The organism is Amycolatopsis sp. NPDC104819, from assembly GCF_055583145.1.
The window spans coordinates 554,233-566,896 of the sequence record NZ_JBVJON010000008.1; the positions used below are offsets into that span (position 1 = coordinate 554,233).

A 12,664-nucleotide genomic window follows, 5' to 3' on the forward strand; every position below is an offset into this window, starting at 1 on the left:
CCCCCACCCACCCCCCCCCCCCCCCCCCCCCCCCCCCCCCCCTCGCCCCCCCCCCCCCCCCCCCCCCCCCCCCGGAACTCCAGCACGCCGGGTTCGATGACGTCTTCGACCTTCCACGGCCAGTGCGTGTCGCAGGCGTAGGTCAGGTGCGGGGTCGCCGCGGCGACCTGGACCATCGCGGCCAGGCTGATCCCGAGGTGGCTGTTGGAGTGCATCGACAGGCCGACCCCGAAGCTCTCGCACGTCGTCGACAGCGACTGCGTCGCGCGCAGGCCGCCCCAGAAGTGGTGGTCCGACAGCAGGACGCCGATCGCGCGCGCCCGGAAGCCCGGCTCGATGTCGCCGAAGTTCACCACGCACATGTTGGTGGCCAGCGGCATCGAAGCTTCGGCCGCGACCTGCGCCATGCCCTCGATGCCCGGGGTCGGGTCTTCGAGGTACTCCAAGACTCCGTCCAGCTCGGCCGCGACGCGGTTGCTGGTCTCGACCGTCCACGCGGCGTTCGGGTCGATCCGCAGCGGGTGCCCGGGGAACGCCTCGGCCAGCGCGCGGATCCCGTCGACCTCCTGGCCGGGCTCGAAGACGCCGCCCTTGAGCTTGATCGAGCGGAAGCCGTACTCGTCGATCATCCGCTTCGCCGATCCCACCAGGGTTTCCGGCGTGGTGATCTCGCCCCAGGCGTCCTCACGGCCGTCGACGTGCTTGCCGTACTTGTAGAACAGGTACGCGGAGAACTCGACGGCGTCGCGAGCCTTGCCCCCGAGCAGGTCGGTGACCGACCGGCCCAGGTAGTGGCCCTGCGCGTCCAGGCACGCGACCTCGAAGAGCGAGTACACGCTCGCGATGGTCTTGCGGATGGAGAACCCGCCGATCAGCCCGTGCGCGTCGGTCAGCACGGTGCCCGACAGCGCCTGGGCGACCAGCCGCTGCAGGCCGGGCAGGTCGAAGACGTCGTGCCCCCGCAGCTGCGGCAGCACCTTGCGGACCTCGCCGAGGAACGCTTCGTCCCCATAGGACTCCCCGAGCCCGACGACGCCGTCTTCGCACCGGACCTGCACGACGCTGCGCAGCGCGAACGGCTCGTGCACGCCCATGACGTTGAGCAGCGGCGGGTCGGCGAACGCCACCGGGGTCAGCACCACATCGAGGATCTTCATCAGCCGAGCGCCTTCAGCGCGACGAAGCCGTCCTCCACGATCTTCTCCAGCCGGTGGACCTGCTCCGGCGTCGGCTCGACCAGCGGCGGCCGGACCGGGCCGACCTTGTCACCGCGCAGCCGGGCGGCGGCCTTCACCAGCGACACGGCGAAGCCGGGCGTCTCGTCCCGCAACGCCACCAGCGGCAGGTAGAACCCGGTCAGCAGCGCGTCCATCACACGGGTGTCGCCCTCGCCGAGCGCGCGGTGGAAGCGGTGCGCGATCTCCGGCGCGAAGCAGTGCACGGCCGAAGAGTAGCGGGCCACGCTGATCGAGGCGTACGCCTTGGCGGAGACCTCCGCGGTCGGCAAGCCGTTGAAGAACAGGAAGTTCCGCGACCGCTCGGTGTCCAGCGCCCGGATCGTGGTGACGATCCGGGTCATCACCTCGACGTCGCCGTACCCGTCCTTGAGTCCCACGACCGAGGGAATGTCGAGCAGCGACGCCGCGGCCGGCGCGCCGAAGACGCCGGTGCCGCGGTGGTAGACGATCACCGGCACGCTCGTGTCGCCGACGGCGTAGCGGACGAAGTCGACCAACCCCGCCTGCGGCCCGGAAACGAGGTACGGCGGCAGCAGCAGGACACCGTCGGCGCCACCGGCTTCGGCCGCCGCGACCCCGGCCCGTGCCGAAGCGGCGCCACCGCCGGCGCCGACCCAGACCGGCACCCGGCCCGCGGCCACCTCACGGGACTTGGCGAGCACCGCGGCGTGCTCGTCGGGCGAGAGCGAGCTGAACTCGCCGGTGCCGCACGCGACGAACAGCGCACCGGCGCCCGCCGCGATGTGGCTCTCCACGTTCTCCGCGAGCGCGTCGAGGTTGACCTCGAGGTCCTCGGTGAACGGGGTGAGGGGGAACGCCAGCAGGCCGTCCAGCTCGATCTCGGTCTGTGCCATCAGTTTTCTGCTCTCTCGTCCTTGTTCGGTTCGGCCGGGTGTGGCCTCGGTCAGGCGGGCACGGTCGTGCCTTCCTTCATCCTGTCGACGTCGTCGTCGGTGTTCACGGTGTCGACGATCTCATCGGCGACCGCGCTGCGCTCGGGCGCGATCAGGCCGAGGCCGGTGAAGAGGGCCAGCGAGACCAGGATCGGCGTCGCGATGAGCACCGTCTGGTTCGCGGTGAAGACGTAGTAGCAGAGGCCGTACGCGATCAGCCCGCCCGCCCAGGACACCAGCGCCGCACGCGGGCCGCACTTGCGGAACCACGGCAGCATGCCCAGCAGCAGCGGGATCGAGATCGGGCCCATCAGCGCGGCGACCCAGTTGACGACGATCTGCAGCACGCCACCGAGGTTCTGCGCCTGCGTCGCCACGAGCATGGTCAGCGCGACGAACACGACCGTGGTGATCCGGGCCGCCTTCAGGCCCTGGACGTCGGTCCACTGCCGGGTGCGGCGGATCATCGCCGGGATCATGTCGCGGGTGATCACCGCGGAGATCGCGTTGGCGTCGGAAGAGACCATCGCCATGGTGTGCGAGAAGATCCCGGCCAGCACCAGACCGACCAGGCCCGGCGGCAGGAACGTCGTCGTCATGATCGCATAGGACTGCGTCGGGTCCTTGATGCCGGGGATCAGCAGCGGCGCGGCGAACATCGGGAACATCAGCACCAGCGGCCACAAAAGGTACAGCGCCGACGAAAGCCGCGCGCCGCGCCGCGCTTCGTGGGTGTTCGGCGCCGCCATGTAGCGCTGCGCCAGGTTCCACATGCCTCCGTTGTACTCCAGCGTCTTCACGAGCACGTAAACGAGCAAGAAGATGGTGGTGTACTTGGACGTCACCGGGTCGATGTGGTTCTCGGGCAGCTTGTCCCACATCGTCCAGAGCGCGGAGATCCCGCCCAGCTTGCCCAGCACGACGACGATCATCACGATCGCGGCGATGCCCTGGATGACGAACTGGCCGAAGTCGGTGAGCGCGTCGGCCCACAGGCCGCCGATGGTGCAGTAGACGAGGGTGACCGCGCCGGTGATCAGGATGCCGAGGTTGTAGTCCAGGCCGGCGAACACGTGCAGCAGCGTCGCGACGGCGAACCACTTGGCCGCGATGTCGAAGATCTTCAGCAGGCTGCCGCTCCAGGCGAGCGCCTGCTGCGTCGGGACGTTGTAGCGCTTGGCCAGGTATTCCAGCGGGGAGGCGACACCGAGCTTCGAGCGCAACCGGTTCCAGCGGGCGGCGAACAGCCAGCTGCCGATCCCCACGCCGATGCCGATGCTCGCGAAGCCCCAGAAGTACACGGTGACGCCGCTGGTGTACGCGACGCCCGCGTACGCGACGAACAGCACGGCGCTGTAGCCGGACATGTGGTGCGAGATGCCGGCCAGCCACCACGGCATCTTGCCGCCGGCCGTGAAGAAGTCCTTCACGTCGCTGACCCGTTTGTGCGACCACCAGCCGATCACGATCATCAGCGCGAAGTACGCGCAGACCATCGCCCAGTCGAGTGCGTGCACCGCAGGCTCCTTTCCGCGTCCACAGTGATGCGGTCTCGAACGAGATGTTCACATCCATGAACGGAGTCTGTTATAGTGATTATGTTCATCCATAAGAACGTTGTTCGGGACGCTAATATGGCCGGAGTCACAAGTCAACGGCCGGACGGAGGCCAGCAAATGCCGCAAAAGGTGGACAATCCGGCGGTGGCCGACGGCGCTCCCGCCGAGTCCTCGGGAGTGAAGTCGGCGCGCCGCGCGGTCGACCTCATCGAGACCTTCGCGGCGAACGACGTCTGGTTGTCCCTCTCCGACCTCCACGCGCGCACGGGGTTCCCCCGGTCGTCCCTGCACGGCCTGCTGCGGACGCTGCTGGAGGCCGGCTGGCTGGAGGCCGACGCCAACACCGCCCGCTACCGCCTCGGCGTCCGCGCGTTGATCTGCGGCACGGCCTACCTGGACCGCGACGCCGTCGTCCCGTTCGCCACCGAAGCCCTGGAGCGGATCCGGGAGAAGACCGGCTTCACCGCGCACTTCGCGCGCCGCAACGGCACCGAGGTCGTCTACCTGGAGACGCGCGAGTCGCAGCGGTCCACGCACCTCGTCTCCCGCGTCGGGCGCACGCTGCCCACGCACGCGACGGCGCTGGGCAAGGCGCTGCTGGCCGAGCTGACCCAGGACGAGATCGACACGCTGATGCCGGCGTCGCTGACCGCGCTGACCCCGAACACGATCACCACGCTCGAAGCCCTGCACGCCGAGTGCGCCGCGACGCGCGAACGCGGGTACGCCGCCGAGGTCGAGGAGGGCACGCTGGGCGTGCGCTGCGTCGCCGCGGTGATCCCCTACCGGATCCCGGGCACCGACGCGATCAGCTGCTCGATGCCGATCTCCCAGGTGAGCGACGCCGACGCCCAGCGCGTCGGCGAGCTGCTCGCCGAAACCACCACCGAGCTCGGGCAGCAGCTGCGCCGCGCCGGAATTCGCTGACCGCCGCCCTTACCGAGAGGAAATCCATGACGGACCAGCGTGTGCTCATCACCGGGTCGGCGGGTGTCGTCGGCACCCTGATGCGGCCCCGCTTGAAGCGCGACGGCCGCGTGCTGCGCCTGCTCGACCTCGCCCCGCAGACGGCGTCGGACGCGTCCGAAGAGGTCGTGACGGCGTCGGTCACCGACGCGGCGGCGATGGCCGAGGCGTGCGAAGGCGTCGATGCGCTGATCCACCTGGGCGGGCACAGCCGCGAGAACTCGTGGGAAGCCACCCTCGACGTCAACATCAACGGGACCCAGACGGTCCTGGAGGCGGCGCGGACGGCGGGGGTTTCCCGGGTGATCCTGGCGTCGAGCAACCACGCGGTCGGCTTCCGCCGCAACGACTCGGACCTCCCGGCGGACTCATCGCCGCGTCCGGACACTTACTACGGCGTCAGCAAGGCGGCGATCGAGGCGCTCGGCAGCCTCTACCACTCGCGGTTCGGCATGGACGTCATCGTGATCCGCATCGGCTCGTGCTTCGAGACGCCCCTGCTGCTGGGCCCCCGCGGCCTGACGACGTGGCTCTCCCCCGACGACGGCGCCCGGCTGTTCGAGGCGTGCCTCTCCGCGCCGTCGCCGGGCTACCGGCTGATCTGGGGCGTCTCGGACAACACGCGCCGGATCTACTCCCTGGAGGAGGCCGAAGCGCTGGGCTACAAGTCGCACGACGACGCGGAGGTGTACGCGGAGCAGCTGGCCTCGAAGCCGGCCCCGACGGGCATCGCGGCCGAGTACGTCGGCGGGCCGTTCTGCACCGCTCCCCTGGGTGTGTTCAACCCGCTCTGAGCCGTGGCCGCACTGACGGACGCTTCCGGTGGAGCGTCCGTCAGGGCCGCGAGAGCCACGGGCGCGACGTGCCGTCCAGCGGGCCCTTCGCCGGGAAGACGGCGGCGCCGGTCACCAGCGCCGCCGCGGCCGCGAGCCACCGCCGCGGGGTGCTGTAGAGCGCGAGCAGCACCGGCACGTACATCGTGTTGCGCGGCTGGTCGAGCAGCAGGTGCCCGGCCGTCGCGAGGGTGACGACGACCAGCACGGCCGCCGGCGCGCGGCGCGCCCACAGCAGCGGGACCAGCTGCACCGCGCTGAGCAGCGCCGCCACCCAGCCCTGGTGCGGCGTCCAGGCGCCGCTGGCGAAGAACACCGCCGTGACCGCGGCCGTCGTGACGAGGGACTGGCGCATGGGCTGACACTAGAGTGCGGGCATGATCCGGGTTCAGGTCGTCGACGACCACGCGCTCGTGCGCGAGGGCATCACGCTGATCCTCGGCGCACAGCCCGACCTCGACGTCGTCGCCCAGTACGCGAGCGGGCCGGAGCTGCTGGCGTCGTCCGTGGCCGCCGACGTCGTGCTGCTCGACCTCTACCTGCCCGGCATGGACGGCCTCGAAGTCCTGCGCCGCCTCCGCCCGCCGGCGCCGCGCGTGCTGATGCTGACCACGGTCGGCCGGCCCCGGGAGATCCGCGAAGCCCTCAAGGCGGGCGCGGCCGGGTTCGTGCTGAAGGACTCCGGCGGCGACGAGCTCGCGGCCGCCGTCCGCGCCGCGCACCAGGGGGTGACGGCGCTGAGCCCGGCGGTGGCGAGCGCGCTGAGCGCGGGCGGCACGCTGACCCCGCGCGAGCGGGACGTCCTCGAGCTGCTGGGCGAAGGACTGTCCAACCGGGACATCGCGGCCCGGCTGCGGCTGGCCGAGCGGACGGTGAAGGTCCACGTCGGCAACGTCCTGGCCAAGCTGGGCGTCACCAGCCGGACCCAGGCCGCGCTCGTGGCCAGGGACCGGTGAGCTGGCTTTCGCCGTGGTGCGCGGCGCATCTGGGCAGCGCTCCGGTCGAGGTGCTCTTCGAACGGCGGTCCCTCTCGTCGGTGTGGGGCCTGCGCCTGGCCGACGGCCGGGAGGTCGTGGTGAAGGCCCGGGAGGACGACGGCCGCGCGGAATCCTGCGTCGCCGCGCAGGCCCGGCTGGCCGAGCGCGGGTTCCCGTGCGCGCGGCCGGTGACACCGGTGACCGTCGTCGGCGCGCTGGCCGTGCACGCCGAGGAGTCCCGGCCCGGCGGGGAGATGCTGCTCGGCGACACCCCGGACGTCGCCGAGCGCTGCGCGGCGGTGTTCGCCCGGCTGATGGCGGAGCTGACCGCCGTCGACGTTCCGCCGCCGGTGCCGAACCCGCGCTGGGCCCGGTGGGACCACGCGGATCCGGGCCTGTGGCCGTCGATCGGGTTCCTCGACGAAAAAGACCAGAGCGCCGTGCCCGCCGTGGTGGTCGAGACGGCGGCGCGGGCCCGGAAACGGTTGCTGGCCACCAGTTTGCCGTGCGTGCTCGGCCACGCGGACTTCGAAGCGCAGAACCTCCGGTGGCGCGACGGCGAGATCTGGGCCGTGCACGACTGGGACAGCCTGGCGTGGCAACCGGAAGCGGCGCTCGTCGGCGCGGCCTCCGGCGCGTTCGTCAGCGCCTCCCCGCCGACGTTGCCCCCGATCGCCGGTTCCGAGGTGTTCCTGGTGACCTACCAGGAATGTCGCGGGCGCCGGTTCACCGGCGAGGAGCTGGAGATCGCGTGGGCGGCGAGCCTGTGGGCGGCGGCGCACAACGCGCGTTGGGAAGCTTTGCACGGCGATCCCCCGGTGTCCGGGGACGCGGTCCGCGCCCAGGCCACCGAACGGCTCCACCGCGCAGGGGCGTGATCGGCTGACCTCGGGACGGGGGGATCCACATGAGCTACTACTACGTCATCCGCGATGGCTCGGCCGTCCCGCGCGCGGTGGTCGAAGTGTTCCACGAGTCGGCGGAGGCGTTCACCCACGACCTGGAATGGGTGCCGGTCGGCCTGCCGGACCGGACCGCCGAAGCCTGCGGGTTCGAGGACTTCAAGCGGCACCTGGCCACGATCGCGCGGCACGTCCGGGCGGAACGTCAGCGCACGGAATGGCGAGGTGAGTACGAGTACTTCGTGCACCTCGAAAGCGCCTCTTTCGCCGACACGCTCAGGCGCCCCGAAGCTCTGGTGCGCCGCCGCGAGGGTGTCCGCGAGCAGCTCGGCCCCGACGGGATCTGGCGGGCGGCGGCGGAAGACGCGCCGGAGACCGTGTCCCTGCCGATCACCGAAGCGGAGCACGATCGGCTCCGCTGGCTGGTCGCGCGTCCGCAGTGGAGCGTGGCTCGCGACGACCTGTCCTATCCGGTCGCCGTGGTCCGCGGTATCCCGGCGTTCGCCGAGGCCTACACCCGAAACCTCCGGTGGGAGCCCGTCCCGGCGGAGCTGCGGCTCGAACCGATCCCCGAGCACCAGGCGGAAGACCTGCTGTTCGCGCTCGCGACCGGCGCCGTCGATTACTTCGGGATCCTGCCCGACTCCTTCCCCCGGATCGACCTCGACGAGGTCTTTTCCGTGGTCCGGCGCGACAACGGCGTCGAAGAGGTGTACGTGCGCGACGGCTTGTGGGTCCGGTCGGACCGGCTTCGCGACGACTGGAACCGCAACCTGCCGCTCGGCGCGGACGAGGTCGAAGAGATCACCGCGCGGCTCCCCAGGTCCCGCTGCTTCCTGGTCGACGACGGCCGGGAGGCCGCCGGGCACCCGCACTGGACGGTCCGGGAGGTCACCCCGGGCACCGAGGTCTCGAACGCCTTCCAGCTGGCCCGGCGCGTCCGCCAGTTCAAGCAGCGCCACGTGTGGACGGGCGCGGTGTACCACGGTGTCTTCCGGACGTTTGCGGACGGGCTCGACATCCGCCGCGCGCACACCCTCATCCGGGGCAGCGACAGCGCGCAGGCCGAGAGCTACGCCGGCCGAGGCCGCTGGAAGCCCACGACGTTGCTGCGCAGCCTCGAAACCGGCAGCTCATGGGACGAAGACCTCCCCGTCAGCCCGGCGGAAGCGGAAGCGATCATGAAGCGGCTCGGCTGACCGGTTCACGCCCTGACGTACCGCGTCAGCATCGCGACCAGCTCGTCCTCCAGCCTGCCCAATTCCACCGGCTCGTGGTCGGCGACGAGCTGGTGGATGACCAGCTCGACCGTCGTGACGATCAGCCGGGCCGCCGTCTCCGTGTCGGTGACCCGGACCTCGGGGTGCTCGTCCAGGAGCTCCCGCATGTAGGCGACCAGGTTCTTCTTGAGCCGCTCGACCTTCTCGAGGACGTCCGTCGACTTCGGGGCCTGTTCCAGCAGCACCCGCAGCAGCCGGGGCTCGTCGAGGTGGCTCTCGATCGCGCCGCGGACGAAGAGGCGGAAGATCTCCTCGATCGGGCCGGGCAGCTCCTCGCGCTGGACCCGCTCGGCGATCGCGGCGCCGTCGTCGAGGTGGCGGACGAGCAGCTCGGCGAGGATCGCGTCCTTGTTCGGGAAGTACTGGTACAGCGAGCCGATGGAGATCCCGGCGCGCTCGGCGATGCGGTTGGTGGTGCCCGCGGCGTACCCCTGCTCGCCGAAAACGTGAGCAGCCGCCGTCAGGATCCGCTGCCGGGTCAGCTCGGCGCGGACCTGGCGCGGCTGTTTACGTGGCTGGATGCGGCGCGGGTCGGAGGTCACGTCGCTCCCTTCCGCGCGGCCCGAAAAGCGAGTAGCGCAAGATCTGAGTATTTGCTCATAATTATGGCATGACCAGCACAAACACGCTGAGCACTCGGTACCGGCGGGTCTCCATGGCCGAGGTCAGGAGCCGGCTGGGCGCACCCGAGGAGATGCTCGAGGGCAAGAAGCTCGACCACGTCGACAAGCACGCCCGGCGCTTCATCGCGCACGCGCCGTTCCTCGCGCTGGCCACCTCCGACGCCGCGGGCCGCGGGGACTGCTCGCCCCGCGGCGACTACCCCGGCTTCGTGAAGGTGCTCGACGAGCACACGCTCGCGCTGCCCGACCGGCCCGGCAACAAGATCGCCGACTCCTTCCGCAACATCGCCGAGAACGACGGCGTCGGCCTGCTGTTCCTCGTCCCCGGTGTGCGGGAAGTGCTGCGCGTCAACGGAAGCGCGTACGTCACCGACGACCCGGACGTGCTCGCCCGGATGCGGACCGAGGCCAAGGCGCCGACGCTGGCCATCATCGTCGAGGTCGCGGAGGCGTACTTCCACTGCGGCCGGGCGCTGCTGCGGTCTCGGCTGTGGGATCCGGCGAGCCAGGCGCTCGCGGACGAGCTGCCGTCGGCCGGCGAGATCGTCACCGACCAGCTGGGCGTCGCGGTCGACCCGGCGGTGTTCGAGCAGCTCCTCGAAGACAGCTACCGGAAGTTGTACTGACCATGCAGAAAACGCTGCTGGACCGCGTCGAGCGGGTCGCCGACGACGTCGTGTCCCTGGTGCTTCGCGGTGACGAAGGGCCGCTGGACGCGTGGGAGCCGGGTGCGCACATCGATCTCGCGCTGCCGAACTGGCTGACGCGGCAGTACTCGCTGTGCGGCGACCCCGGCGACCTCTCGGCGTACCGGATCGCGGTCCGGCTCGACCCGCTGAGCCGGGGTGGGTCCGAGTACGTCCACTGGTACCTCAGCCCGGGCCGGGCGCTCGAAGTTTCCTCGCCGCGCAACCACTTCCCGCTCGTTCCCGCGCCGGAGTACCTGTTCCTGGCCGGCGGCATCGGGATCACGCCGATCGTGCCGATGCTGCGGGCGGCCGTCGCCGGCGGGGCCGCCGCTTCGCTCGTCTACGTGGGACGGTCGGCTTCGAGCATGCCGTTCGCGGCGGAACTGCTTGCCACGTATGGCGAACGCGTCCGGCTGTTCCCCACGGACGAGCGCGGCCGGCCGGACTTTTCGGAGCTGGACCCGCACGCGGAGGTCTACTGCTGCGGCCCGGCGCCGATGCTCGCTGCAGCCGAGGCGGTGTTCCCGCGTCTGCACACCGAACGCTTCGAGCCCACACGCCGCGTCTTCGGGCCCGACACGGCGTTCGAGGTCGAGTGCGCCCGGTCCGGGCAGACGATCCAGGTGCCGGCCGACGAGTCCCTGCTCGACGTGCTGAACCACGCCGGACGGCGGGTGCCCTCGGGCTGCCGCGAAGGCGTCTGCGGCAGCTGCGAGCTGGCCGTGCTGGCCGGCGAGCCCGAACACCGCGACGACATCGGGGCGCCGGCGGGCCGGATGTACCCGTGCGTGTCGCGGGCGACGTCGCCGCGGCTGGTGCTGGACGTCTGATGATCCCGAAGGTGCGCCGGGCGAAGACCCGGAAGATGATCACGCTCGAAGTCCGGGCGAACACCGCGCCGAGCCCGGCGTTCCGGACCGTCACGCTCGGCGGGCCCGAGCTGGCGGGGTTCGAGCCGGTGGGTGACGACCAGGCCGTCCGGCTGTTCTTCCCGCGGGCCGGGCAGGACCGGCTGCGGATGCCGACCCTGGACCACGAGGGCTGGATGGCCGAGGTGCTGATGATGCCGAAGAGCCGCCGTCCGTGGGTCCGCAACTACACGGTCCGGCGGGCGCGGCCCGGGGAGATCGACATCGAGTTCGCCCTGCACGACGGCGACGCCCCGGCCGCCGACTGGGCCCGCCTGGCCCGCCCCGGCGAGCCGGCCGGGATCTTCGACCTCGGCGTGAGCTACCTGCCGCCGGCCGAGGTGCCGTGGCAGCTGCTGGTCGGCGACGAGAGCGCGGTGCCGGCGGTCTTGGCGATCCTCGAGCACGCGCCGGGCGACCTGGTGGCGGAGGTGTTCCTGGAGGTCCCGTCGGCGGCGGACGTCCGGTCCGGCGTCTGCGCGCCGCCGGGGGTGCGGGTGCACTGGCTGCCGCGGTCCCGGCCGGGCCGCCCGGGCGTGCTGGCGCTTTCGGCGGTCCGCGACGCCGAACTGCCGGGTGGCCGGGCTTACGCGTGGGTCGCCGGAGAGGCCGCGCTCGCCACCGGCGTCCGACGTCACCTCGTGCGCGACCGCGGCTGGCCGAAGCCCGACATCGCGTTCCTGGGCTACTGGCGCCACGGCCGCTCCTCCCCCGGCTGACCCCGGCGGACGACACGCGTACCTGCGCGGACGACACGCGTACCTGGCCGGACGACACACCGGAAGCCGCCCGCACCGCCGTGTCGTCCGCCGGGGTACGCGTGTCGTCCGGTGGGGTACGCGTGTCGTCCGTTCGGGGGGCCGGGTCGCGTACCATCGCGGGAAGCCTCGACGTCGAGGAGGCAGGCGTGGGCGAACTCGGGCTGGCCGACACCAACGGCATCCTCGCGCTGCCCTGGGTCCGCCCGGACCGGACCAGCGCCGGCCTCGGCTGGGACCGGCTCTACCTCTCCAAGCAGCGCGAACGTCCCTACCGCGCCGAGTTCGGGGCCGCCCGCAGCCACCTGCTGATCCTGCACCTCGACGGGCCGGTGACCGTCCGGCGCGGGGTCGGCACCCCACGCGAGCAGAGCCGGCGGATGCCCGCGGGCGGGTTGTTCCTGCAGCCGTCGCACGCGGACCTGTCCGTCGAGCTCGGCGGGGAGCTCGACACCGTGCACGTCTACCTCGCCGACGACGCCGTGCAGGAAGCCGCCGGCGGGCGGACGCCGGTGCGGCTGGCCGAGGAGCTCGGCAGCACCGATCCCCTGCTCGAACAGCTGGTCCTCAGTCTCGACGGCGTCGTCCGCGACTGGGAGCCGAGCGCCCGCACCTACGCCGACCAGCTCGGCGCGCTGGTCGCCGCGCAGCTGGTCCGCCGGCACAGCGCCGGCCGCGCGGCCCGGCCCGCCCCAGCCCGCGGCCTCTCCGACAGGCAGTTCGCGCGGGTCCGCGACCTGATGGCCGAACGCCTCGCCGAGCCGGTGCCGCTGACCGAGCTGGCCGCGCTCGCCGGGTTGAGCGTCAGCCAGTTCTCGCGGCAGTTCAAGGCCCGCACCGGCCTGCCGCCGCACCGCTTCCTGCTCCGGCTGCGCGTCGAGCAGGCCGGGCTCCTGCTGCGCACCGGCGACGACCCGATCGCCGACATCGCCCTCCGCTGCGGCTTCTCCCACCAGGAGCACCTGACGCGGGTGCTGCGCGCCCAGCTCGGCACCACCCCGGCGGCGCTGCGCCGGGCCGGCTGACAGACGCGCGTTT

Annotated in this window: 14 protein-coding genes (1 of these 14 cut by a window edge); 9 read left to right on the top strand and 5 right to left on the bottom strand. The window is 71.7% G+C overall.

The genetic code is table 11. From position 1 onward, the window contains the following. The 3 genes in view from ACZ63E_RS27800 to ACZ63E_RS27810 are tightly spaced (at most 50 nt apart) and all read right to left on the bottom strand, a layout consistent with a single transcriptional unit that may run on beyond the window. Window positions 1-1,157: the 5' portion of an enolase C-terminal domain-like protein gene (locus tag ACZ63E_RS27800; protein WP_465339040.1), read on the bottom strand. Its footprint begins 247 nt before the window's first position; the window shows 1,157 of its 1,404 coding nt (coding positions 1-1,157); the start codon lies at window positions 1,155-1,157; its stop codon lies beyond the left edge, outside the window. Further along, window positions 1,157-2,092, bottom strand: coding sequence for a 5-dehydro-4-deoxyglucarate dehydratase (locus tag ACZ63E_RS27805; RefSeq protein ID WP_465339041.1), 936 nt, complete (start codon window positions 2,090-2,092; stop codon window positions 1,157-1,159). The genes ACZ63E_RS27800 and ACZ63E_RS27805 overlap by 1 nt, the downstream gene beginning before the upstream one ends. Window positions 2,093-2,142: 50 nt before the next feature. Next, window positions 2,143-3,648 (bottom strand): sodium:solute symporter family protein, encoded by a 1,506-nt coding sequence (locus ACZ63E_RS27810; RefSeq protein WP_465339042.1) that lies wholly within the window; start codon window positions 3,646-3,648, stop codon window positions 2,143-2,145. Between the two features lie 159 nt (window positions 3,649-3,807). On the opposite strand from ACZ63E_RS27810, the gene ACZ63E_RS27815 reads away from it, so the two are divergent. Next, entirely contained in the window at window positions 3,808-4,617 is an 810-nt protein-coding gene (locus ACZ63E_RS27815; protein WP_465339043.1) for an IclR family transcriptional regulator, read from the top strand. 26 nt (window positions 4,618-4,643) lie between these two features. Beyond that, complete coding sequence (locus ACZ63E_RS27820) at window positions 4,644-5,450, top strand: NAD-dependent epimerase/dehydratase family protein (protein WP_465339044.1); 807 nt, start codon at window positions 4,644-4,646, stop codon at window positions 5,448-5,450. A 40-nt stretch (window positions 5,451-5,490) separates the two neighbouring features. Here ACZ63E_RS27820 and ACZ63E_RS27825 read toward each other — a convergent pair whose 3' ends face one another. Beyond that, window positions 5,491-5,844, bottom strand: a complete 354-nt coding sequence (locus ACZ63E_RS27825) for a DUF7134 domain-containing protein (RefSeq protein WP_465339045.1) — start codon at window positions 5,842-5,844, stop codon at window positions 5,491-5,493. 22 nt (window positions 5,845-5,866) lie between these two features. Between ACZ63E_RS27825 and ACZ63E_RS27830 the strand changes: the two genes are divergently transcribed. From ACZ63E_RS27830 to ACZ63E_RS27840, 3 genes are read left to right on the top strand one after another with little or no spacing between them, the layout of a single operon-like run. Further along, a complete protein-coding gene (locus tag ACZ63E_RS27830) occupies window positions 5,867-6,445 on the top strand; it encodes a LuxR C-terminal-related transcriptional regulator (protein WP_465339046.1) in 579 nt (192 codons plus the stop codon). Further along, window positions 6,442-7,344 (top strand): phosphotransferase, encoded by a 903-nt coding sequence (locus ACZ63E_RS27835; RefSeq protein WP_465339047.1) that lies wholly within the window; start codon window positions 6,442-6,444, stop codon window positions 7,342-7,344. The genes ACZ63E_RS27830 and ACZ63E_RS27835 overlap by 4 nt, the downstream gene beginning before the upstream one ends. 29 nt (window positions 7,345-7,373) lie before the next feature. Beyond that, window positions 7,374-8,567, top strand: coding sequence for a hypothetical protein (locus tag ACZ63E_RS27840; RefSeq protein WP_465339048.1), 1,194 nt, complete (start codon window positions 7,374-7,376; stop codon window positions 8,565-8,567). 5 nt (window positions 8,568-8,572) lie between these two features. Here the strand turns inward: ACZ63E_RS27840 and ACZ63E_RS27845 are convergent, their stop codons facing one another. Then, window positions 8,573-9,190, bottom strand: coding sequence for a TetR/AcrR family transcriptional regulator (locus ACZ63E_RS27845; protein WP_465313499.1), 618 nt, complete (start codon window positions 9,188-9,190; stop codon window positions 8,573-8,575). Between the two features lie 68 nt (window positions 9,191-9,258). Here ACZ63E_RS27845 and ACZ63E_RS27850 point away from each other — a divergent pair, with 68 nt between their 5' ends. The 4 genes from ACZ63E_RS27850 (at window position 9,259) to ACZ63E_RS27865 (ending at window position 12,651) form a co-directional block, all read left to right on the top strand. Continuing rightward, entirely contained in the window at window positions 9,259-9,897 is a 639-nt protein-coding gene (locus ACZ63E_RS27850) for an MSMEG_1061 family FMN-dependent PPOX-type flavoprotein (protein WP_465339049.1), read from the top strand. A 2-nt stretch (window positions 9,898-9,899) separates the two neighbouring features. Further along, a complete protein-coding gene (locus ACZ63E_RS27855) occupies window positions 9,900-10,790 on the top strand; it encodes a PDR/VanB family oxidoreductase (protein WP_465339050.1) in 891 nt (296 codons plus the stop codon). Further along, window positions 10,790-11,587 carry a siderophore-interacting protein gene (locus ACZ63E_RS27860; protein ID WP_465339051.1) on the top strand — a complete coding sequence of 266 codons (798 nt, stop codon included), beginning with the start codon at window positions 10,790-10,792 and terminating at the stop codon, window positions 11,585-11,587. The genes ACZ63E_RS27855 and ACZ63E_RS27860 overlap by 1 nt, the downstream gene beginning before the upstream one ends. 188 nt (window positions 11,588-11,775) lie before the next feature. Beyond that, window positions 11,776-12,651, top strand: coding sequence for a helix-turn-helix domain-containing protein (locus ACZ63E_RS27865; protein WP_465339052.1), 876 nt, complete (start codon window positions 11,776-11,778; stop codon window positions 12,649-12,651). Window positions 12,652-12,664 lie beyond the last annotated feature (13 nt).

Bases quoted from the DNA above. Each gene is read 5' to 3' on its own strand.
- ACZ63E_RS27805 (WP_465339041.1), bottom strand. From the start codon at position 2,092: ATGGCACAGACCGAGATCGAGCTGGACGGCCTGCTGGCGTTCCCCCTC.
- ACZ63E_RS27815 (WP_465339043.1), top strand. From the start codon at position 3,808: ATGCCGCAAAAGGTGGACAATCCGGCGGTGGCCGACGGCGCTCCCGCC.
- ACZ63E_RS27820 (WP_465339044.1), top strand. From the start codon at position 4,644: ATGACGGACCAGCGTGTGCTCATCACCGGGTCGGCGGGTGTCGTCGGC.
- ACZ63E_RS27825 (WP_465339045.1), bottom strand. From the start codon at position 5,844: ATGCGCCAGTCCCTCGTCACGACGGCCGCGGTCACGGCGGTGTTCTTC.
- ACZ63E_RS27830 (WP_465339046.1), top strand. From the start codon at position 5,867: ATGATCCGGGTTCAGGTCGTCGACGACCACGCGCTCGTGCGCGAGGGC.
- ACZ63E_RS27840 (WP_465339048.1), top strand. From the start codon at position 7,374: ATGAGCTACTACTACGTCATCCGCGATGGCTCGGCCGTCCCGCGCGCG.
- ACZ63E_RS27850 (WP_465339049.1), top strand. From the start codon at position 9,259: ATGACCAGCACAAACACGCTGAGCACTCGGTACCGGCGGGTCTCCATG.
- ACZ63E_RS27855 (WP_465339050.1), top strand. From the start codon at position 9,900: ATGCAGAAAACGCTGCTGGACCGCGTCGAGCGGGTCGCCGACGACGTC.
- ACZ63E_RS27860 (WP_465339051.1), top strand. From the start codon at position 10,790: ATGATCCCGAAGGTGCGCCGGGCGAAGACCCGGAAGATGATCACGCTC.